This is a genomic window from Deltaproteobacteria bacterium (assembly GCA_009930495.1).
Lineage (GTDB): Bacteria > Desulfobacterota > Desulfovibrionia > Desulfovibrionales > Desulfomicrobiaceae > Desulfomicrobium.
This window is the reverse complement of the sequence record RZYB01000039.1, coordinates 1-18,088: the sequence shown is the minus strand read 5'-3', so window position 1 is coordinate 18,088 and position 18,088 is coordinate 1. Positions and strand designations below refer to the sequence as shown.

Sequence of the window (18,088 nt, the reverse complement as noted above, 5' to 3'; positions counted from 1 at the left end):
GACCTGGGCCTGGGCACGGTCTGGGTCGGGGTCTTTCCGGATGCGAGCCGCATGGACGGATTCCGCAAGCTCCTGGCCATTCCCGAGCACATCATCCCCTTCGCCCTCATCCCCGTGGGTTGGCCCGACGCGGCCTTTGAAAACAAGGACCGCTTCCGGCCCGAGCTGATCCACCGCGAAATCTGGTAACACCCGGCGGGCCGCACGGCCCGCCAGCGACAATCTTCAATCGGATGCCGTGGCCGACGCGGATTTGACCGGTCTTTTTGGCACCAGCCTGGATCTGACGCCCGGGCCACATCAAAACTCGTGGTTAGGTTTTCTTGAAACCGGCTGTCCGTTTCCGTCGGAATCCGTGGTCCGTGGGCAGTTCGGCGCGGAATAGCCAGGCATCCTTTCCCGTGCATTCCGGCCTCCGAAACTTGACTTCGAATGACGGATATTCCAGAGTTCCACGCTTCATCACAAATTGAACCATTGCACCCGCCACGCCCACCGCTGGCCCGTTGGCGCGCGAGAGATAACCCGGAGGAACGCCGTCCCATGAGCGATTACAAGAAAACCCTGAATCTGCCCGCCACAACCTTTCCCATGAAAGCAAGCCTGACCCAGAACGAACCCAAGATTCTGGAACGCTGGGCCTCGACCGACGCCTACAACGCCATGGTGAACGCCAACGACGGCCAGGAAACCTACGTGCTGCACGACGGACCGCCCTACGCCAACGGGCACATCCACATTGGCCACGCGATGAACAAAATTTTAAAGGACATCATCGTCAAGCACCGCAACATGACCGGCCGCAAAGCCCAATATGTGCCGGGCTGGGACTGCCACGGCCTGCCCATCGAACTCAAGGTGGAACAGGAACTGGGCGGCAAGACCAATTTCTCGACCCTGGAAATCCGCCAAAAATGTCGGGAATACGCCCTCAAATACCTGGACATCCAGCGCGAGGAATTCAAGCGCCTGGGCGTGCTCGGAACCTGGGACAAGCCCTATCTGACCATGACCCCGGATTACGAGACCGCCACGGCCCGGGAGCTGGCCAATTTTTACAAACTCGGCTCCGTGCAGCGCAACAAGAAGCCCATCTACTGGTGCGGATCGTGCGAGACGGCCCTGGCCGAGGCCGAGGTGGAATACGACGACCACGCCTCGCCCTCCATCTATGTCCGCTTCCCCCTGCGGGCACCCGAACTGGCCAAGGTTTTCCCCCAGGCCGCGCCGGACAAGAGCTTCATCGTCATCTGGACGACAACGCCCTGGACCATCCCGGACAACCTGGCCGTGGCCGTGCATCCGGACTTTGAGTACGACCTGATCCGGGTCGGCGACGAGTTTTACATCCTGGCCAAGGAACTGGTGGCCGCGTGCGCCGCGAAATTCGGCTGGGCGAGCCATGACGTGGTCACCACCGTGGCCGGCGGCGCCCTGGAAGGGCTCATCGCCCGTCATCCCTTTTACGATCGGCCCTCGCCGGTGGTCACGGCCGACTACGTGACCCTGGACGCGGGCACCGGTTGCGTGCACACCGCGCCCGGCCACGGTCGCGAGGACTATGAAACCGGCCTGCGCCATGGATTGGACATTCTCTCGCCCCTGGACGATCAGGCCCGTTTCCTGCCCAGCGTGGAATTCTTCGGCGGCAAACACGTCTTCGAGGCCAACCCCCTGGTCATCGCCAAGCTGACCGAGGTCGGCCATCTTCTGGGCAGCGAAAAAATCAAACATTCCTATCCGCACTGCTGGCGTTGCAAGAAGCCGGTCATCTTCCGGGCCACGACCCAGTGGTTCATCACCATGGAGCACAACAATCTGCGCTCCAAGGCTCTTGACGCCATCGACAACGACGTGCGCTGGATTCCGGCCTGGGGCAAGGAACGCATCCACAACATGATCAAATTCCGGCCGGATTGGTGCATCTCCCGGCAGCGCATGTGGGGCGTGCCGATCATCGCCCTTCTGTGCAAGGACTGCGGCGAGGCGTTCTTCGACGCGGATTGGGCGCACGGCATCGTGGACCGCTTCGCCACCCATCCCACGGGCGCGGATTACTGGTTCGAGGCCCCGCTCGAGGAAATCGTGCCCCAGGGCCTGACCTGTCCCAAATGCGGCGGCCGGCACTGGGAAAAGGAAGACGACATCCTCGACGTCTGGTTCGATTCCGGAACCAGCTTCGCCGCCGTGGTCGAAGGCCGCCCGGAATGCCGCTTTCCGGCCGATCTGTACCTGGAAGGCACGGACCAGCACCGCGGCTGGTTCCATTCATCCCTCTTGGCCGCTGTCGGCACCCGCGACGTGCCGCCCTACAAGGCCGTGCTGACGCATGGATTCGTCCTCGACGGTCAGGGCCGCAAGATGTCCAAATCCATCGGCAATGTCGTCGCGCCTCAGGAAATCATCGAAAAACACGGCGCCGAGGTGCTGCGTCTGTGGGTGGCCTCGGAAAACTACCAGGAAGACCTGCGCATCTCGGACGAGATCATCGGCCGTCTGGTGGATGCCTATCGCAAGATCCGCAACACCTGCCGCTTCATCCTCGGCAACCTGAATGACTTCAATCCGGCCACGGACCGCGTGCCCTTCAAGACCATGCTGTCCCTGGACCGCCATGCCCTGAACATGGTCCGGGGCAAACACCGGATCATTCAGGCCGCCTACGAAAACTTTGAATTCCACAAGGTCTATCACACCCTGCACAACCTGTGCATCACGGACTTAAGTTCCTACTATCTCGATATCATCAAGGACCGCGTCTATGTAAACGGCGCCACCAGCCTGGAACGGCGCTCGGCCCAGACCGCGCTCTACCACATTCTGCTCATGATCATCGCCGACATGACTCCGATCCTGACTTTCACGGCCGAGGAACTGTTCCAGCACCTGCCCGAGGCCATGCGCCCGGCCGCAAGCACGGTCCTTGCCCTGCGCGTGCCGGAAATTGCCGGGGAACTGCTGACCGAGGACGAGGCCGCGACCTGGGAACTGGTCTTCGCCGTGCGCGGTGAAGTGACCAAGGCCATCGAGCCCCTGCGCCAGTCCAAGGCCCTGGGGCATTCCCTGGACGCGCGCGTGACCCTGTTCGCCAGCGGCGACACCCATGCCCGCCTGGCCGTCATGGCCACGGAATTGCGGGATGTGTTCATCGTCAGCCAGACCGTACTCACGGACGCCACGGCTCCGGACACGGCCATTCAGACCGAGGTGGACGGCCTGGCCCTGACCATCGAAAAGGCCAGGGGCGAAAAGTGCGCCCGGTGCTGGATCTACGACGAAAATCTGGGCTCGGACCCGGACCACCCGCTGGTCTGCCCCCGGTGCGCCAAGGTCTTGCGGGAGCACCATGCCTAAAACCACGGTCACGGAACGGCCCGCCCCGGATCTGGGGCGGCGCTACCGCATCATCGGCCTGGCCGGGCTGGCCGTGCTGGCGCTGGACCAACTGAGCAAATTCTGGATTCAGCAGACCATCCCGGTCTGGGAGAAGGGGTTTTCCGTCATCCCCGGATTTTTCGATATCGTGCATATCCTGAACCGGGGCGCGGCCTTTGGCTTTCTGAACCGGACCGATATCGACTGGCAGCGGCCATTCTTCATTGTCGTTTCCCTCCTGGCCATGGGACTCATCGCCGGCCTGGCGCGCAGCAAGGAAGACGACGGCCCGTTCTATGTGTACGGCCTGGGATTGATCCTGGGCGGCGCCCTGGGCAACCTGCTGGACCGCATCCGCCTGGGCGTTGTCGTGGACTTTCTGGACTTCTATGTCGGCCAGTGGCACTGGCCAGCCTTCAACGTGGCCGACATGGGCATCTGCCTGGGCGCGGCCGCGCTTCTCACTTCCTTTTACCAGCAAAGGCGACGCCATGTTTCCGACCATCTTTGAAATCGCGCCCTTTGTCCTCTTTGGCATCCAGTTCGGCCCCTTCGCCCTGCACACCTACGGTCTCTTTGTCGCGGCCGGTTTTTTGCTGGGCATCGCCTGGTCCATGCGCGAGGCACGGGAGCGAGGCCTGGACCCCGACCTGCTCTCGGACCTTGGCTTTTATATCATTTTGGGCGCCATTCTGGGAGCACGCATTCTTTATGTGCTTATCAACCCCGTGTACTATTGGCACAACCCCCAGGAAATTCTGATGTTTTGGAAAGGAGGGCTCGTTTTTTCCGGCGGCGCCATCCTGGCCACGGTCTTTGCCCTGGTCTACCTGAAACGCAAAAAACAAGACATCTGGCAATGGATGGACACCCTGGTTCCAGGCATCGGCCTGGGCGAGGCCGTCGGGCGCATCGGTTGCCTGTCCGCCGGCTGTTGTTATGGCGCGGCCTGCGATCTGCCGTGGGCAATCACGTTCAGCCACCCGGAATCACTGGCGCCACTGTTCGTGCCGCTGCATCCGACCCAGATTTACCACAGCCTGGCCGGGTTGATTTGCTTCGCCGTGGCGATTTCGCTAAAACGCCGTCTTCCCCATTCGGGCTGGCTCATGGGCATTTTTCTGATCATGTTCGCCGCGTTTCGATTCGTGATCGAGCTGTTTCGGTCCGACTATCGCGGCGATTTCGGCCCCATCAGTGTCACCCAGCTTATTGCCCTGGGCGCCATCGCCCTGGGATGCTTCATTATCTATTCCAGGAGACGCCATGTTTCTCGCTGACATTCCCCCGGACAGGCTGCTGCTCGCGCTCCCGCTGCTGCTTGTGCCCATCATTCCCAATCTCTGGGCAATCTGGCATCTCTACAAAAACGAATTTCCGACTCCGCAGGAACGGGCCGCCTGGCTGGTGGCGCAGATCATCTTGCCGGTTGTTGGCGGCCTCGGCTATATCCTCCTTGGCAGAAAACGCGTCGTCAAAAAATGAACACGCGATACAGTCCGCACCGCCATGGCAAGCAGCGCGTGACGCAAACCCCAATACCAATCCCGACGGATTCCCGTACACACCAGAGGTAAGCATGTTTTCTCGGCAATTCGGCAAATCATTCTTGATGGTCGGCACCCTTGCCGCCCTGATGGGCACCACGGCCTGTGTCAGCACCACGGATTTCGACCGCCTGCGCAGCCAGGTCTATTCCCAGGAACAGGAACGAAAAAAACAGGAAGAACGCATCGCCATGCTGGAAGGCCAGCTGACCCAGGTGACCCAGCCGATCCAATCCGCCCAGGCCAACAGCTGGGCGGAAATCAACTCGATTCAGAGCCAGCTGGCCACCCTGAACGGCCAGATGGAGGACTTGCACCAAGCCCAGGCGGGAAGCATGAACCTCCAGACGCTGAATGCCAAGGTGCAGGAGCTGGACCACCGCACCACCTTCATCGCCACCCAGCTTGGCGTGGTCATCGACGAAATGCCCGCCCCAGCCCCGACAACGCCGATGACCTCTGCGCCAGCCCTTGCTCCGCAAGACGCCTCGCCAGCCATACCGTCGCAAGGGGCCGTGGCTCCCGCCACGCCACCGGCCGCGCCGCCACAAACGGCAATGACCGAAGCCGCGCCGGAGGGTTCGGGCCAGGAACTCTATCAACAGGCCCTGGAAGGTTTCTACGCCAAAAAATACAAACAGGCACAAACCACATGGGCGGAATTCGTCAAGGGCTTTCCCAAGGATCCCCTGGTGCCCAATGCGCTATTCTGGCAGGGCGAATGCTTTTTCCAGCTCCAGGATTACGCCAACGCCGTGCTGACCTACCAACAGGTCATCGAAAACTACAACAAATCCAATAAATACAGAGCATCGCTTCTCAAGCAGGGGATCTCGTTCTTCAAGCTCAAAAAGGATCAGGCCGGCAAATTGGTGTTGGAGGACCTGATCAAAAAATTCCCGGACTCGGCCGAGGCCAAACGGGCCCAGGCCTATCTCAAAAGCGGCAAATAGCCACGGGGCATCCCATGAACACCCACGAATACAGCCGAATTGTCAGTCTGCGCTTTCCGCCCGAATCTTCCGGCCAACCCATGATGTACAACCTGGCCAAGCTGTTTGATTTGACCTTCAGCATCCTCCAGGCCAACATCAACCCGCGCCACGAAGGACACATGGTTCTGGAATTGTCCGGATCATTGGAACGGTACCGTCAAGGCGTGACCTATCTTCAGGAACATGGTATCAAAGTCACGCCAGTGGCGCACGCGATTTCGCGCAACGAGGAGTCCTGCATGCATTGCGGACTGTGCACGGCCCTGTGTCCGTCCAAGGCGCTGCACCTGAATCTGACGACCCGCCTGGTGGACTTCGACCACGACAAATGCACGGCATGCAACATGTGCGTCAATGTCTGTCCCGTCCATGCCATGGTGATCGAAATAGATACCAGCACGTGGTAAGACAAACGCGAGGAAACCATGTCCATCCTTGACCGAACGTATGCTCGGATCGACACGACCCTCAAGGGATACCTGCGGATCATCCCCAAGATCCAGACGCGTCCCCTGTTCACCGGATGTCCGGCCTGCGTTCCCATGCAGCCACTCGACCCAGCCCAGGCACAACTGCCCGAAGCCCTTGTCAGTCAGCTCAAAACCATGGACGAAAAACTCAGCGCCGTGCTGACGCTGTTGAGCCGCCAGGCCATGCGGGATGATTTCCCCATTCCCGTCATCATCCATGACATCAGCGGCGCCGGCCTACGCTTCAGCTCGGAGCACGTGTTTTCTCTCGGCGAACATGTGGAAATCGTGGTTTCCCTGTCCATGTACCCGCTGGGGCTGATCGGCACCATGGGCTCGATCATTCGGCGGGACGTCATCGAGGACACGACCTTGTGGGCCGTCGAATTCAAGGACATCCGCGACACGGAACGCGAAAAAATCATCCAATACGTCATTGCCGAACAGCGCGAACAAATTCGCGACCGGCGATCAACCCAATCCTAAGCACGAGCAGGCGACATGCACCAGGAACAACTCAGTCAGGAACTTTTGGCCCGAATCACGGCCAAGGCGGAAAGCACCATCCGCGACGTCATTGCCACGGCCTTGACCGAAGAAATCAGCCGCGCCCTGACCAGGGCTCTGACCGAAGGGGAGTTCTATCGGAGCATCAGCACGGACCTTCAAGACGGACTCAAATCCATCTACAAGGAAATCAACGCCGCCGCCATGGTCACGGGACAATCCTCGGCTCCCCAGACAGTGGAAACCGATCAAATTTTCTCCGAGGCATCCACGCAGCTGAATGAAATTTTGCAGACCACGGAAACAGCCACGGAGAGCATCATGGCCGTGGTGGAAAAACACCTGGACCGCAATGACCAAACCCTGGCCATCCTGGACGGATTCAAGGACGCACCGCCCGAGCTGGCCACCCTGCGCTCCGGAGCCGAGGAATTGGGCGCGGACCTGATGGAAATCATGACCACGCTCAGTTTTCAGGACCTGACCGGCCAACGCATCAAACGCATCGTCACGGCCTTGCAACAGATCGAACGCGTCGTTTTTGAACTGTACATGGCCACCGGTCTGTCCATGAAGGCCATGGAGGCCAACCCGGACCAACCGGTTGAAGAAATCCGGCAAAAATCCAAGGCACGCGTGTCGGAGCTCAAGGGCCCCCAGACCGACGCGTCCCAAGCCGACGTGGACGACCTGCTCAGTCAGCTTGGACTCTAGCGTTCACGACATCAACCTCAACGCCGGTTCCGGTTCGTCCGGGGCCGGCGCTTTTCATGGAGAACATCATATGCCCCAACTTGAAGACATCACCCTTTTCGCCTTGACCCGCACCATGAGCACCCTGGACCAGCTCTACCACCAGGAGCCGGAGACGTATGAGGATTTCGTGCGCGAAATCTGCGCCGAGTTCACCTTGGCCAAGGAATACATGCTGGCCATCCAGGAAATGGCCGCCCAAAACCTGAGCCGGGAATCAATGGCCCAGGCCGATTTGACCCTCAAGCACCTGCTCGCGGTCTGGGTATTGAACAACGACCTGACCGTGCCCCTGGCCAGCATGGATCAAATGCAATAACCACCGCCCATGCCCGTCATTGCCCTGCTCACGGACTTCGGCCACCAGGACCCCTATGTTGGACAAATGAAAGGGGCCATCCTCCGGCACGCGCCCGGGACAACCCTGGTCGACCTCTGCCACGAGGTCCGGCCCCAGGACGTGGGCCATGGGGCCTTCATCCTGGAGGCCAGCCACGCCCACTTTCCGAGTCAGACCATTTTTGTCTGCGTCGTTGATCCCGGCGTGGGCACCGACCGCGCCATCCTCCTGGCCTTCTGGAACAACCAGTGGTTCCTGGCCCCGGACAATGGATTGCTGGATTTTTTGCGCGCCGATCACGCTCTTTGGTGGCGGCTGACCCCTCCGCCTGGGGTATCCAGCCAAACCTTTCATGCTCGGGATATCTTCGCGCCCATGGCCGCCCGACTGTCCCGTGGGGTGACTCCGGATTCCTTGGGGACGCGCACGACCCTGCCCGGCAGGGTCCACGCGGTTCAAAAGCCCGCCGCGACCCGCACGGCCGAATCAATCTCGTGCCGTGTTCTTCATGTGGACCGGTTCGGCAACTGCCTTCTGAATCTTCCCATCCACCCCCTGGCCAAACACTGGCGGCTTGTCTCGGGACATGTGGTGGAAGTCGTCGGCACCTATGCCGACATTCCTCCTGGCCAAGCCGGGCTGATCGCTGGAAGCCAGGGAGTGATGGAATTGGCCATGAACCAAGCGTCCTGCGCCCAGCGCCTTGGCCTCGTGCCCGGGGACACCGTCGCCCTGGAGCACCGCCCGCAGCAGGAGCGCCCGTGATCCGGCCACGCACCTTCCATGTCGCCCTGACCTTCCTGACCTGCCTGGGTCGGGCCCGCATAACCTCCAATGCCGAAATCAGCGCGGCCATGCCCATGTACCCATTGGTGGGAGCGGTCATCGGACTGGCACTGACCTTGGTCGCCATGCTCCCGCTGTCGGCGTGGACCGTGGCCTGGATCATGACGGGAACCAACATCCTCCTGACGCGAGGCCTGCACTGGGACGGGTGGGCCGACCTCTGGGATGGCTGGGGCAGTGGCGCCACCGGGGATCGTTTTTGGTCAATCGTCAAGGACAGCCGCAGCGGAGCTTTCGGGGTCATGGGACTGGTCCTGGGGCTGGGTGTCCAGACCACGCTGTTCGAAACAGCCATCCGGCAACAGGCCTGGGCCGGTCTGATCTGGTCGTGCATGTTCGGACGGCTCGGCTGCCTTGTCGTGGCGCACCTGGGACGTTCCATGTCCCGACCCGGCCTGGGGCAAAACGCCCTGGCCGGGGCCACTGGCCAGGCATTGTTTTTTGGCGGCCTATGCACCGTCATGCCCGCCATTTTCCTGCCACCCGCCCAAATCGTTCTCGGCATTGCGTTGAGCCTGATTCCGATAGCGGTATTGCTCCGGCTGGGCCGCATTCACGGCGCCATCAATGGCGACTTCCTCGGAGCGGCCATCATCGCCTCGGAAATCTGCGCCCTCCTGCCCCTGGCCTGGCAATCGGTCTAAGCACGCGCTCAGGCGCCCGACTCCATTCACGCATGCCTGCCGTGATCCCCATCCGGAAACGGCGTCGGCATCCACATTGACCGCTCCCCAAAATTGCAGTAGCTGCTCCATTGCGTAAATTTTAAGCGCGCACTCAAGCAGTCTTTAGCACATCGCCGGCATGGCGAAATCCAAGAGGAGAAGACATCATGGACTTCCCACAACTCAAAATAGGCGACCTGGTCGCCAAAATTCCCATTATCCAGGGCGGCATGGGCGTCGGCATCTCCCTGTCCGGCCTCGCCTCGGCCGTGGCCAAGGAAGGCGGCATCGGCGTTATCGCCGCGGCCATGATCGGCATGGGGGAACCGGACATCGGCTCCAACTATCGCGAAGCAAACATCCGGGCCCTGCAACGCGAACTGCGCAAGGCCCGCGAAAAAACAGATGGTATCCTCGGCGTCAACATCATGGTGGCGTTGACCAACTTCAGCGACATGGTCAAGACTTCCATCAAGGAAGGCGCGGACGTTATTTTCGCCGGCGCTGGCCTGCCCCTGGACCTCCCCAACTACATCAAGGATGGCGCCAAGACGAAACTCGTGCCCATCATTTCCTCGGCCAGGGCCGCGAGCATCATTTGCAAGAAATGGCTGACCAAGTTCAACTATCTGCCAGACGCCTTCGTGGTCGAGGGGCCCAAGGCCGGCGGGCATTTAGGATTCAAGCCCGAGCAGATCGACGACCCGGCGTTTTCCCTGGAAACGACCGTGCCCCAAGTCATCGAGGCGGTGCGTGAATTCGAGGAAAAAACCGGCCGCCAGATCCCGATCATTGCCGCTGGCGGTGTTTATGATGGCGCGGACATCAACAAATTCCTCCAGATGGGCGCGGCTGGCGTGCAGATGGGGACCCGTTTCGTGGCCACGCATGAGTGCGATGCCGACGAAAAATTCAAACAAGTCTATGTCGAGGCTCGGGAAGAGGACATCCAAATCATCAAGAGTCCTGTCGGCCTCCCTGGCCGGGCGATCATGGGTTCCTTTCTGGAAGACGTCAAAAACGGATTGAAAAAACCCTTCAAATGCCCGTTCCATTGCATCAGCTCCTGCGATTACACGAAAAGTCCGTATTGCATCGGGCTGGCCCTGGTGAACGCCAAGAAAGGACTGTTCAAGCACGGCTTCGCCTTTGCCGGCAAAAACGCCTACCGCGTGGACTCCATCGTCTCGGTCAAGGAGCTTATCGCCTCGCTGCGCGCGGGGTACCTGGACGCCATCAAACCCGCCTGATCCCAATATTGTTGCGAAAAAAAACCCGGTTCAAGCCGGGTTTTTTTTCGCTATTCGGCCACCAAGCGCCGCACGGTATCCAAAATCCCCCCCCGATGCAGCCCCAATTGTCGCAGCAGCTCCTTCTGGCTGCCGTGCTCGATAAAGGCGTCCGGAATGCCCAAACGCCGGAAACGCAGTCGGGCCAAGGCATCGTGGTCCGCCAAAAGCTCCAACACGGCCGAACCAAACCCTCCCGGCAGAACATTCTCCTCGACCACCAGCATAAATGGCTGCGTCTCGGCCAGGGCAAGGAGTTGCTCGGCCGGTAACGGCTTGACAAAGCGGGCATTGAACACGGCCACGCTTTTCCCGGTCTCCTGGAACAAATCCGTGGCCGCCTCCAGCGCTGGAGTAACCCGGCTTCCCAGGGCGACAATGACGCCGTCCGCTCCTTCGCGCAACAACTCCCCCTGCCCCAGGGGCAACGCGGTCGGTGTTTCCGAAAGCGCCACGCCCTCGCCCACGCCCCGTGGATAACGCAAGGCCACGGGCCCGTCATGATTCAGGGCCGTGACCAGCATCCGCTGCAGCTCGCCTTCGTCGCGGGGCGCCATGAGGATCAGGTTGGGAATGTGACGCAGATACGAAATATCGAACACCCCATGGTGCGTGGGACCGTCCTCCCCGACCAGACCGCAGCGGTCCAGGCACAGGGTCACATTCAGATTTTGCAGACAAACATCGTGCACAACCTGATCATACGAACGCTGTAAAAATGTGGAATAGATGGCCACGACAGGCTTCATGCCCTGAGAGGCCAGACCGGCGGCAAAGGTCACGGCGTGCTGTTCGCAGATGCCCACATCGAAAAAGCGATCCGGATAGAATTTCGCGAAACAGGACAGTCCGGTGCCCTCGGGCATGGCGGCGGTGATGGCCACGATATTCTCGTCCTTTTTGGCCAGGCCGCACAGGGTGGAGCCAAACACGTCGGTATAACTCGGCAGGGAACAGGCCGCGAACTTTTTGGCCGCGCCGGTCTCGGGCTCGAAACACCCCACGCCATGAAAATAGGTCGGGTTGGTCTCGGCCGGCTCGTAACCCTTGCCCTTCTTGGTCAGGACATGCACCAGAATCGGCCCTTCCAATTCGCGCGCCTGGTGAAAAACATTGGTCAGCATGCGCACGTCATGGCCCTTGAGCGGCCCGATGTAGGTAAAGCGAAAGGCTTCGAACAACATGCCCGGCGTGAAGAAACTTTTCAGGGAATCCTCGCTGCGCCGGGCATATTCAGCGATGTCGTCGCCGATCTTGGGGATCTGGCGCATGATGGATTCCGCCTCCTTCTTAAACCGCTGCACCCAGCGCTTGGACAACTTGCGGCTCAGAAACGACGACAAGGCCCCGACGTTTTTGGAGATGGACATCTCGTTGTCGTTCAAGACAACGATCAGATTCTTGCCCAGCCCACCAGCCTGGTTGAGGCCCTCGTAAGCCAGGCCGGCGGTCATGGAGCCATCCCCGATGACCGCCACGACCTTGTGGTCCGCGTGGGCAAGGTCACGGGCCGCGGCCATGCCCAGCGCCGCCGAAATGGACGTGGAGGAATGCCCCACCCCGAAATGATCGAAGGGACTTTCGGTGCGCCGTGGGAAACCACTGATCCCGCCCAGTTGGCGCAGCGTCTGAAAACGTTCCAGGCGACCGGTCAGCAGTTTGTACGCATAGGCCTGATGTCCAACGTCCCAAACAATGCGATCCCGCTCCGGATTGAAAACCCGCATCAAGGCCATGGTCAATTCGACCACCCCCAAGGATGGAGCCAGATGTCCGCCCGTGGTGGACACGGTCTGGATAATCATGCGGCGAAGTTCCTCGCCCAGCCGAGTCAGATTTTTTTCATCCAGGTGCTGCACGTCACCGGGCTTTTTGATGGTATCCAGAATGGGGAACAATTCCCGTGGAGTTTGAAAAGTCATGGATGCTCCTAATGCGTGCGGTCCACGATATAATGGGCCAAGGCTTGCAAAAAATCGGCACGGGCATGGGTCAGCCCCTTGAAAACGGCCTTGGCCGCGTCCACGCTTTCCAAAGCCAACGCCCGGCTTTGGTCGATCCCCAAAAGGGCCGGATAGGTTGATTTGCCCTGCGCGGTGTCGCTTCCCACGGGTTTTCCCAGGGCGGCCTCGTCGCCAATCACGTCCAGGATATCGTCCATGACCTGAAAGGCCAGCCCAATGCCGCGCCCGTAAACGGAAGCCCGCTTGACCAGCCCTTCGTCGCCGCCACCCAAAATGCACCCCGTGACGCAGGACGATTCGATCAAGGCGCCGGTTTTCCTGGCATGCATGTCCCGAAGCAGGTCCAGATTGGCGCGAAGGCCGGTGAGGTTCATGTCCAAGACCTGGCCACCGACCATGCCCCGAGGTCCGGCCGCCGTGGACAGATGCTTGATGGCTCGCAAAACCCGATCCGGCGGCAAATCCAGGGACGCGGCAAGCGTAAAGGCCTCGGTCAGCAGACCGTCACCGGCCAGGATGGCCGTGGCCTCGTCGAACTGCTTGTGATTGGAAGGCTTGCCCCGGCGCAGATCGTCGTTGTCCATGGCCGGAAGGTCGTCGTGGATCAGGGAATATGTATGGATGCATTCAATGGCGCACGCGAAATCAAGAACCCGGCCGACGTCTCCGCCAGCCAGCTCGGCCCAGGCCAGGCACAACACGGGTCGCAACCGCTTGCCCCCGGCCAGCAGGGAATACTTCATGGACGCAACCAACGGCGCCGGTGACTCGCCGTCCGCGAAAACATCCCCCAACCGCGCCTCGACCCGAGAGCCCAACGTGCGCAACTCGACCTTCATTTCGCGTGGAGTCATGCACCCTCCGGCGCCAACGTACCGTCTCGTTCGGCAGTTTCGAGAACGATCCTGGCCTTTTCCAGCTCGGCGCCGCATTCCTTGGACAGGCGCATCCCTTCTTGAAAAAGCTTTACCCCGTCCTCCAGGGCCAAGGCGCCGTCTTCGAGCAAGGCCGTGATCTCCCGGATCCGTTCCAACCGTTTTTCAAATGTTTGCTGTACCTTCGCCATGATCCCTTCCATCTAAAAAAAGAGCTTCGCGGGGTCCACGGCCAAATCCAGGACATAAACCCCAAAATGCAAATGCGGTCCCGTGACCCGGCCAGTCATGCCAACCCGCCCGATGACCTGGCCAGCCTCAACCATATCCCCTTCTTTGACCAGCATTTCATCGAGATGCATGTACACAGTGTGCACGCCTTGGCCGTGGTCGAGATACACGGAGCGACCACCAAAATAATGTTCATCGGTCAAGACCACCTGGCCGGCCGACGCGGCCTGGATAGGGTCTCCGGTGACGCCGCGCAGATCAAGACCACGGTGTGGGTTGCGGGCATGGCCATTAAAAAAGCGCTTCAGACCGTAAGCGCTGCTGATTTCACCCGGAACCGGGCGGACAAGGGGTAGCGTCAGATGATCAAGGGGCGTGACCTGGCCCAGGACAGTCTGCACCAACCTTTGTTCGCGCGCGATGCGCGCCTGAACCGCAGCCGGCGGGGTAGCCATCGCCGACGAAACTTTCAAATGCTGGGCTGGAAACTTCCGGTTCTCGATCATGATGGCCACGTCCGTTGCCAGTGGACGTAAACCCAGCCGCAGGACACGCAAATTTCGCGACCCGGTCCTGGACTTCAAGACGTCCGTGCCCAGCAGGAATTGGACATCACTCGCGCCCTGGACCGGTATTTCCAAGACGCGCTTGTTCCACTCCACCCGCAACCGGGTCATGGGTTCGTCGGATTGAACCCGGACCATGAATGGCAGGCCGATGCCTATGGATTTGGGACAGTCCACACGCAAGACACCCGCATGGGACGTCGCGGCCAGCAGTAAAAAAAACGCAAAAAAATTCCAAATCATTCTGTCACCTCGGCGCTGAATTCTCCATCCCGCACGTGAATTCGGAGCGCATCCCCCGCGTGCACGTCGGCGCGCGAGCGCACAAACGCTCCGGACGCCCCTTGCACCAGGGCATACCCGCGCGCCAAGGGGGCGTGCGGGTCCAAGGCCATCAACCGGCCGTCCACATCCCGGACTTCCGACTGGCGGGCATATATAAAACGAGTCATGGCCTGGATCAGAGCACCACCGGCGCGGTCGATATCGGTCCGCAGGGCGATCATGCGGACCGGCCCAAAGGCATGGCGTAAATTCTCGGTCCGCAGCAAGAACGCATCCTTTCGGACTTCAAGCAGATTCGCGGTAGCGCGCCGCAAACGAACGGTCAAACGTTCGACTTCAAAACCATGTCGATCCAGGCGGCGCGCGGGCGAATGCCAGGACAAGGCTTGGGTCAACCGGGACAAACCGGATTCGCGCCCGGTCAAAAAACGCTCCATGCCACGCGTCAAAGCCACGAACTGCTCATCGACCTGCTGACCAAGCACGGCCCGCTCGGTCCAGAGCAGCTGGGCCGCGTGGCTCGGAGTGGCCGCGCGCAGGTCGGCCACGAAATCGGCAATGGTCGTATCCACCTCGTGCCCCACGCCGCAGAGGACCGGCAGGCGCGCGCGGTAGATGGCCTCGGCCACGGGCTCGGTGTTGAAGGCCCACAAATCCTCGAGCGACCCGCCGCCCCGAATGAGCACGATGACCTCGGCCCAGTCGTCGCGGTCGGCGCGGTCCAGGGCGGCCGCGATCTGAGCCGGGGCACCCTCGCCCTGCACCAGGGAGGGATAGAGTCTGATTGTCGCCCCCAACCCCCGGTCCCCGGCAATGCGCAGAAAATCCTGCAAGGCCGCGCCCTGGGGGGCGGTGATGACCGCCACGCGGCGCGGATTAACCGGAAGACGCAACTTGCGATCCGGATCGAAATAGCCCTTGGCCGCCAGCTTGGACTTCATGGCCTCGAAGGCCACGGCCAACTCGCCCAGGCCCTGGCCCTGCACCAATTCGGCCACAAGTTGGTACACGCCACGCGGCGGATAGACGTTCATGCGCCCGGCCACGAGCACTTCCTGACCGTCGGCAAGCTGAAAAACCGGCCCGGTCTCGACCTCGCCGGTCAGGGGGTTGACGCGCTCGCCCTCTTCAACCCTGGGCTGCGCCCCCTTGAACCAGACCACGCTCAACGTGGCGTCGTCGTCCTTCAAGGAAAAATAACAATGCCCGGATGGCGGCTTGGACAGATTGGACACCTGCCCCCGCACCCAGACAAAGGGAAACTCCCCTTCAAGGACATCCTTGACGGCCTGGGTGAGGGTGCGGACGGAGAAGATGTGCATGGGTTACGGCTTGGCGGAGTCAGGCTGCGCCCGTAGTTCTTCAGCGGATATGCGCAACAATTTACCTTCTTCAACCACGATAAGATCCGTTTCGGTTTGGATGGCGGTTTCACGGGCCACCTTGGAAGCACGCTTCAACGCAATCATGGAAACACGCAGGAGCTCATCCTGAGCGTTACTGATGTCTGACTTCATAGTGCATTCTCTCCCCATTCAATGACTTTTGGCTCTAGCCCCGAATTGTCATATTTTACCCAGGCATGGACCTCGTTTTTGTAGATCTCTTCAAAATTACGCAGGCCAGAAGCAAAACGCCGCCTGATAACTTCTTCCGAAATATTGTGCCCGCCCTGCCTGACCCGTTCTGCCACACGAGCAATCGCAGACTCGACATCAGGCAGAGCAAGAAAAAACAAACCCACATGATACCCTTGTGCCCGCCATTTCCGGATATGCACACGATAGCCCAAACCGGATAATGTAGTCTCGAAAGCAAAACTTTCGCCACGCTTGGAGTGCGCGGCTATCTCTTCGAGCATCAAACGACCTGCCTTGATCGCGGCAGTCTCCGGAGCAAAAGGAGCCAACCCGGCGGCAATCAAATCGGCGTTAATGAAGATGCGACACCGTGCCTCGGTAGGAAGAAATGATCGGGCAAAGGTGGTTTTCCCGGCACCATTCGGACCGGCAATAATGATGATTTTCTTACGCATTCAGTCCCAACCTTGCATCATGTTGCCCGGATGGCGGCTTGGACAGATTGGACACCCGCCCCCGCGCCCAGACAAAGGGAAACTCCCCTTCAAGGACATCCTTGACGGCCTGGGTGAGGGTGCGGACGGAGAAGATGTGCATGGGTTACGGCTTGGCGGAGGTTTCAGCCTCAAGGGGGCAGAGCCCCCTGGCTTCAACAGTTCAAAGGGCGGTTTAGACCAGCCCCCACTCCTTCATCACTTCATCCCGCCATGCCAGCACGGCCTTCTGCCAATCCGCCACGGGCAGTTCACGCTTTTCGCCGGTCTTGCGGTTTTTGGCTTCCAGAATGCCCTTTTCCAGGCCCTTGCCGCCGATAACGATCTGCATGGGCGAGCCCAGGAGGTCGGCTTCGTTGAACTTGACGCCGGGGCGTTCGTCACGGTCGTCGAACAGGGCGTCGATGCCTTGGGATTCCAGCCAGTCGTGGATTTCGCGGCCCAGGGTCATGACCTTTTCGTCCTTGGTGGACATGGCCAGCACCGTTACTTCAAACGGAGCCACGGACGGCGGGAAGATCATGCCATTGTCGTCATTGTTCTGTTCGATACAGGCCGCGACCACGCGGCTGACGCCGATGCCGTAACACCCCATGATCATGACCTGCTCGCGGCCGTTTTCGTCCAGAAAAATGGCGTTCATAGCCTTGGAATACTTGATGCCGAGCTTGAAGACATGGCCGACCTCGATGCCCTCGGGCATGGTGATGGGCGCACCGCAGGCCGGGCAGGGATCGTCCAGGGTGATGGAGCGCAGGTCGGCGTAGCCCGTGGGCGTGGCTTCGGTGGAAAGCCGCACGTCGCGACGCGGGTCGACGTGCATCAGATGCGCGTCGGCTGCGTTGGCTCCGCAGACAAAATCCGTGGCCGATGCGATCTCAAAATCGGCATAGATGGCGTCAACCGCAAGCCCCACCGGCCCGGCAAAGCCGACCGGAGCGCCGGTCCACGCCTGCACCTGTTCGGGCGTGGCCAGTTCCACTTCCGTCGCGCCGAGCAGGTTCTTGAGCTTGACATCGTTGACTTCGCGGTCCCCACGCAGGAGCACGGCCACGGATTTACCGTCGGCATCAAAGAGCAGGGTCTTCATAATTTGGCTGGTCGACACTCCCAAAAATCCGGCCACCTCTTCCACTGTGTGCTTGGCCGGAGTGGCCACCAGCTCATACGGAGCGCAGGTGGCCGTACAGGGTGCACCGGGCTTTATCTCGGCCTTTTCCAGGTTGGCCGCGTAGGAACAACTCGAACACACGGCCAGGGTGTCCTCGCCGGTCTTGGCCAGAACCATGAACTCGTGCGAAAAACT

22 protein-coding genes are annotated in these 18,088 nt (G+C 60.5%); 13 read left to right on the top strand and 9 right to left on the bottom strand.

Annotated elements, in window-relative coordinates:
- The 13 genes from EOL86_05570 to EOL86_05510 form a co-directional block, all read left to right on the top strand.
- A partial coding sequence (locus EOL86_05570) for a nitroreductase family protein (GenBank protein NCD25042.1) occupies nt 1-189 on the top strand: 189 nt, incomplete at its 5' end.
- Nucleotides 190-543: 354 nt separating this feature from the next.
- Nucleotides 544-3,354 carry an isoleucine--tRNA ligase gene (locus EOL86_05565; protein ID NCD25041.1) on the top strand — a complete coding sequence of 937 codons (2,811 nt, stop codon included), beginning with the start codon at nt 544-546 and terminating at the stop codon, nt 3,352-3,354.
- Nucleotides 3,347-3,886 (top strand): signal peptidase II, encoded by a 540-nt coding sequence (gene lspA / locus EOL86_05560; GenBank protein ID NCD25040.1) that lies wholly within the window; start codon nt 3,347-3,349, stop codon nt 3,884-3,886. Before EOL86_05565 ends, lspA begins: the two co-directional genes overlap by 8 nt.
- Nucleotides 3,867-4,655, top strand: coding sequence for a prolipoprotein diacylglyceryl transferase (gene lgt / locus EOL86_05555; protein NCD25039.1), 789 nt, complete (start codon nt 3,867-3,869; stop codon nt 4,653-4,655). Before lspA ends, lgt begins: the two co-directional genes overlap by 20 nt.
- Nucleotides 4,642-4,860, top strand: coding sequence for a hypothetical protein (locus EOL86_05550; GenBank protein ID NCD25038.1), 219 nt, complete (start codon nt 4,642-4,644; stop codon nt 4,858-4,860). The genes lgt and EOL86_05550 overlap by 14 nt, the downstream gene beginning before the upstream one ends.
- A 151-nt stretch (nt 4,861-5,011) precedes the next feature.
- On the top strand, nt 5,012-5,875 hold the full coding sequence (gene ybgF / locus EOL86_05545; GenBank protein ID NCD25037.1) for a tol-pal system protein YbgF: 864 nt from the start codon (nt 5,012-5,014) through the stop codon (nt 5,873-5,875).
- 14 nt (nt 5,876-5,889) lie between these two features.
- Complete coding sequence (locus EOL86_05540; protein NCD25036.1) at nt 5,890-6,324, top strand: 4Fe-4S dicluster domain-containing protein; 435 nt, start codon at nt 5,890-5,892, stop codon at nt 6,322-6,324.
- An 18-nt stretch (nt 6,325-6,342) separates the two neighbouring features.
- Complete coding sequence (locus tag EOL86_05535; GenBank protein ID NCD25035.1) at nt 6,343-6,873, top strand: PilZ domain-containing protein; 531 nt, start codon at nt 6,343-6,345, stop codon at nt 6,871-6,873.
- Between the two features lie 15 nt (nt 6,874-6,888).
- The gene (locus tag EOL86_05530; GenBank protein ID NCD25034.1) at nt 6,889-7,608 is read left to right on the top strand and encodes a hypothetical protein; all 720 of its coding nucleotides are present in this window, start codon (nt 6,889-6,891) and stop codon (nt 7,606-7,608) included.
- Nucleotides 7,609-7,678: 70 nt separating this feature from the next.
- The gene (locus EOL86_05525; GenBank protein NCD25033.1) at nt 7,679-7,966 is read left to right on the top strand and encodes a hypothetical protein; all 288 of its coding nucleotides are present in this window, start codon (nt 7,679-7,681) and stop codon (nt 7,964-7,966) included.
- Between the two features lie 9 nt (nt 7,967-7,975).
- Complete coding sequence (locus EOL86_05520) at nt 7,976-8,752, top strand: hypothetical protein (GenBank protein ID NCD25032.1); 777 nt, start codon at nt 7,976-7,978, stop codon at nt 8,750-8,752.
- On the top strand, nt 8,482-9,477 hold the full coding sequence (locus EOL86_05515) for an adenosylcobinamide-GDP ribazoletransferase (protein ID NCD25031.1): 996 nt from the start codon (nt 8,482-8,484) through the stop codon (nt 9,475-9,477). The genes EOL86_05520 and EOL86_05515 overlap by 271 nt, the downstream gene beginning before the upstream one ends.
- Before the next feature lie 188 nt (nt 9,478-9,665).
- Nucleotides 9,666-10,748 (top strand): nitronate monooxygenase, encoded by a 1,083-nt coding sequence (locus tag EOL86_05510; protein ID NCD25030.1) that lies wholly within the window; start codon nt 9,666-9,668, stop codon nt 10,746-10,748.
- 50 nt (nt 10,749-10,798) lie between these two features.
- Here EOL86_05510 and dxs read toward each other — a convergent pair whose 3' ends face one another.
- The 9 genes from dxs to proS all read right to left on the bottom strand — a co-directional run.
- Nucleotides 10,799-12,709 (bottom strand): 1-deoxy-D-xylulose-5-phosphate synthase, encoded by a 1,911-nt coding sequence (dxs, locus tag EOL86_05505; protein ID NCD25029.1) that lies wholly within the window; start codon nt 12,707-12,709, stop codon nt 10,799-10,801.
- Between the two features lie 8 nt (nt 12,710-12,717).
- Nucleotides 12,718-13,605, bottom strand: coding sequence for a polyprenyl synthetase family protein (locus EOL86_05500; GenBank protein ID NCD25028.1), 888 nt, complete (start codon nt 13,603-13,605; stop codon nt 12,718-12,720).
- Nucleotides 13,602-13,817, bottom strand: coding sequence for an exodeoxyribonuclease VII small subunit (gene xseB, locus EOL86_05495; GenBank protein ID NCD25027.1), 216 nt, complete (start codon nt 13,815-13,817; stop codon nt 13,602-13,604). The genes EOL86_05500 and xseB overlap by 4 nt, the downstream gene beginning before the upstream one ends.
- A 12-nt stretch (nt 13,818-13,829) precedes the next feature.
- Nucleotides 13,830-14,666 (bottom strand): M23 family metallopeptidase, encoded by an 837-nt coding sequence (locus EOL86_05490; protein NCD25026.1) that lies wholly within the window; start codon nt 14,664-14,666, stop codon nt 13,830-13,832.
- Nucleotides 14,663-16,030 (bottom strand): exodeoxyribonuclease VII large subunit, encoded by a 1,368-nt coding sequence (gene xseA, locus EOL86_05485; protein NCD25025.1) that lies wholly within the window; start codon nt 16,028-16,030, stop codon nt 14,663-14,665. The genes EOL86_05490 and xseA overlap by 4 nt, the downstream gene beginning before the upstream one ends.
- 3 nt (nt 16,031-16,033) lie before the next feature.
- Nucleotides 16,034-16,225, bottom strand: a complete 192-nt coding sequence (locus tag EOL86_05480) for a hypothetical protein (protein ID NCD25024.1) — start codon at nt 16,223-16,225, stop codon at nt 16,034-16,036.
- Nucleotides 16,222-16,743 (bottom strand): Zeta toxin family protein, encoded by a 522-nt coding sequence (locus EOL86_05475; GenBank protein NCD25023.1) that lies wholly within the window; start codon nt 16,741-16,743, stop codon nt 16,222-16,224. The genes EOL86_05480 and EOL86_05475 overlap by 4 nt, the downstream gene beginning before the upstream one ends.
- Entirely contained in the window at nt 16,736-16,885 is a 150-nt protein-coding gene (locus EOL86_05470) for a hypothetical protein (protein ID NCD25022.1), read from the bottom strand. The genes EOL86_05475 and EOL86_05470 overlap by 8 nt, the downstream gene beginning before the upstream one ends.
- A 72-nt stretch (nt 16,886-16,957) precedes the next feature.
- On the bottom strand, nt 16,958-18,088 hold a 1,131-nt coding region (gene proS, locus EOL86_05465), incomplete at its 5' end, for a proline--tRNA ligase (GenBank protein ID NCD25021.1).

Excerpts from the sequence above, each read along its gene's own strand:
- ybgF (NCD25037.1), top strand. The coding sequence starts at position 5,012 with ATGGGCACCACGGCCTGTGTCAGCACCACGGATTTCGACCGCCTGCGC.
- EOL86_05550 (NCD25038.1), top strand. The coding sequence starts at position 4,642 with ATGTTTCTCGCTGACATTCCCCCGGACAGGCTGCTGCTCGCGCTCCCG.
- EOL86_05475 (NCD25023.1), bottom strand. The coding sequence starts at position 16,743 with ATGCGTAAGAAAATCATCATTATTGCCGGTCCGAATGGTGCCGGGAAA.
- EOL86_05520 (NCD25032.1), top strand. The coding sequence starts at position 7,976 with ATGCCCGTCATTGCCCTGCTCACGGACTTCGGCCACCAGGACCCCTAT.
- xseB (NCD25027.1), bottom strand. The coding sequence starts at position 13,817 with ATGGCGAAGGTACAGCAAACATTTGAAAAACGGTTGGAACGGATCCGG.
- EOL86_05525 (NCD25033.1), top strand. The coding sequence starts at position 7,679 with ATGCCCCAACTTGAAGACATCACCCTTTTCGCCTTGACCCGCACCATG.
- EOL86_05540 (NCD25036.1), top strand. The coding sequence starts at position 5,890 with ATGAACACCCACGAATACAGCCGAATTGTCAGTCTGCGCTTTCCGCCC.
- EOL86_05490 (NCD25026.1), bottom strand. The coding sequence starts at position 14,666 with ATGATTTGGAATTTTTTTGCGTTTTTTTTACTGCTGGCCGCGACGTCC.
- EOL86_05500 (NCD25028.1), bottom strand. The coding sequence starts at position 13,605 with ATGACTCCACGCGAAATGAAGGTCGAGTTGCGCACGTTGGGCTCTCGG.
- EOL86_05530 (NCD25034.1), top strand. The coding sequence starts at position 6,889 with ATGCACCAGGAACAACTCAGTCAGGAACTTTTGGCCCGAATCACGGCC.
- lgt (NCD25039.1), top strand. The coding sequence starts at position 3,867 with ATGTTTCCGACCATCTTTGAAATCGCGCCCTTTGTCCTCTTTGGCATC.
- EOL86_05510 (NCD25030.1), top strand. The coding sequence starts at position 9,666 with ATGGACTTCCCACAACTCAAAATAGGCGACCTGGTCGCCAAAATTCCC.
- lspA (NCD25040.1), top strand. The coding sequence starts at position 3,347 with ATGCCTAAAACCACGGTCACGGAACGGCCCGCCCCGGATCTGGGGCGG.
- EOL86_05535 (NCD25035.1), top strand. The coding sequence starts at position 6,343 with ATGTCCATCCTTGACCGAACGTATGCTCGGATCGACACGACCCTCAAG.
- EOL86_05480 (NCD25024.1), bottom strand. The coding sequence starts at position 16,225 with ATGAAGTCAGACATCAGTAACGCTCAGGATGAGCTCCTGCGTGTTTCC.
- EOL86_05565 (NCD25041.1), top strand. The coding sequence starts at position 544 with ATGAGCGATTACAAGAAAACCCTGAATCTGCCCGCCACAACCTTTCCC.
- dxs (NCD25029.1), bottom strand. The coding sequence starts at position 12,709 with ATGACTTTTCAAACTCCACGGGAATTGTTCCCCATTCTGGATACCATC.
- xseA (NCD25025.1), bottom strand. The coding sequence starts at position 16,030 with ATGCACATCTTCTCCGTCCGCACCCTCACCCAGGCCGTCAAGGATGTC.
- EOL86_05470 (NCD25022.1), bottom strand. The coding sequence starts at position 16,885 with ATGCACATCTTCTCCGTCCGCACCCTCACCCAGGCCGTCAAGGATGTC.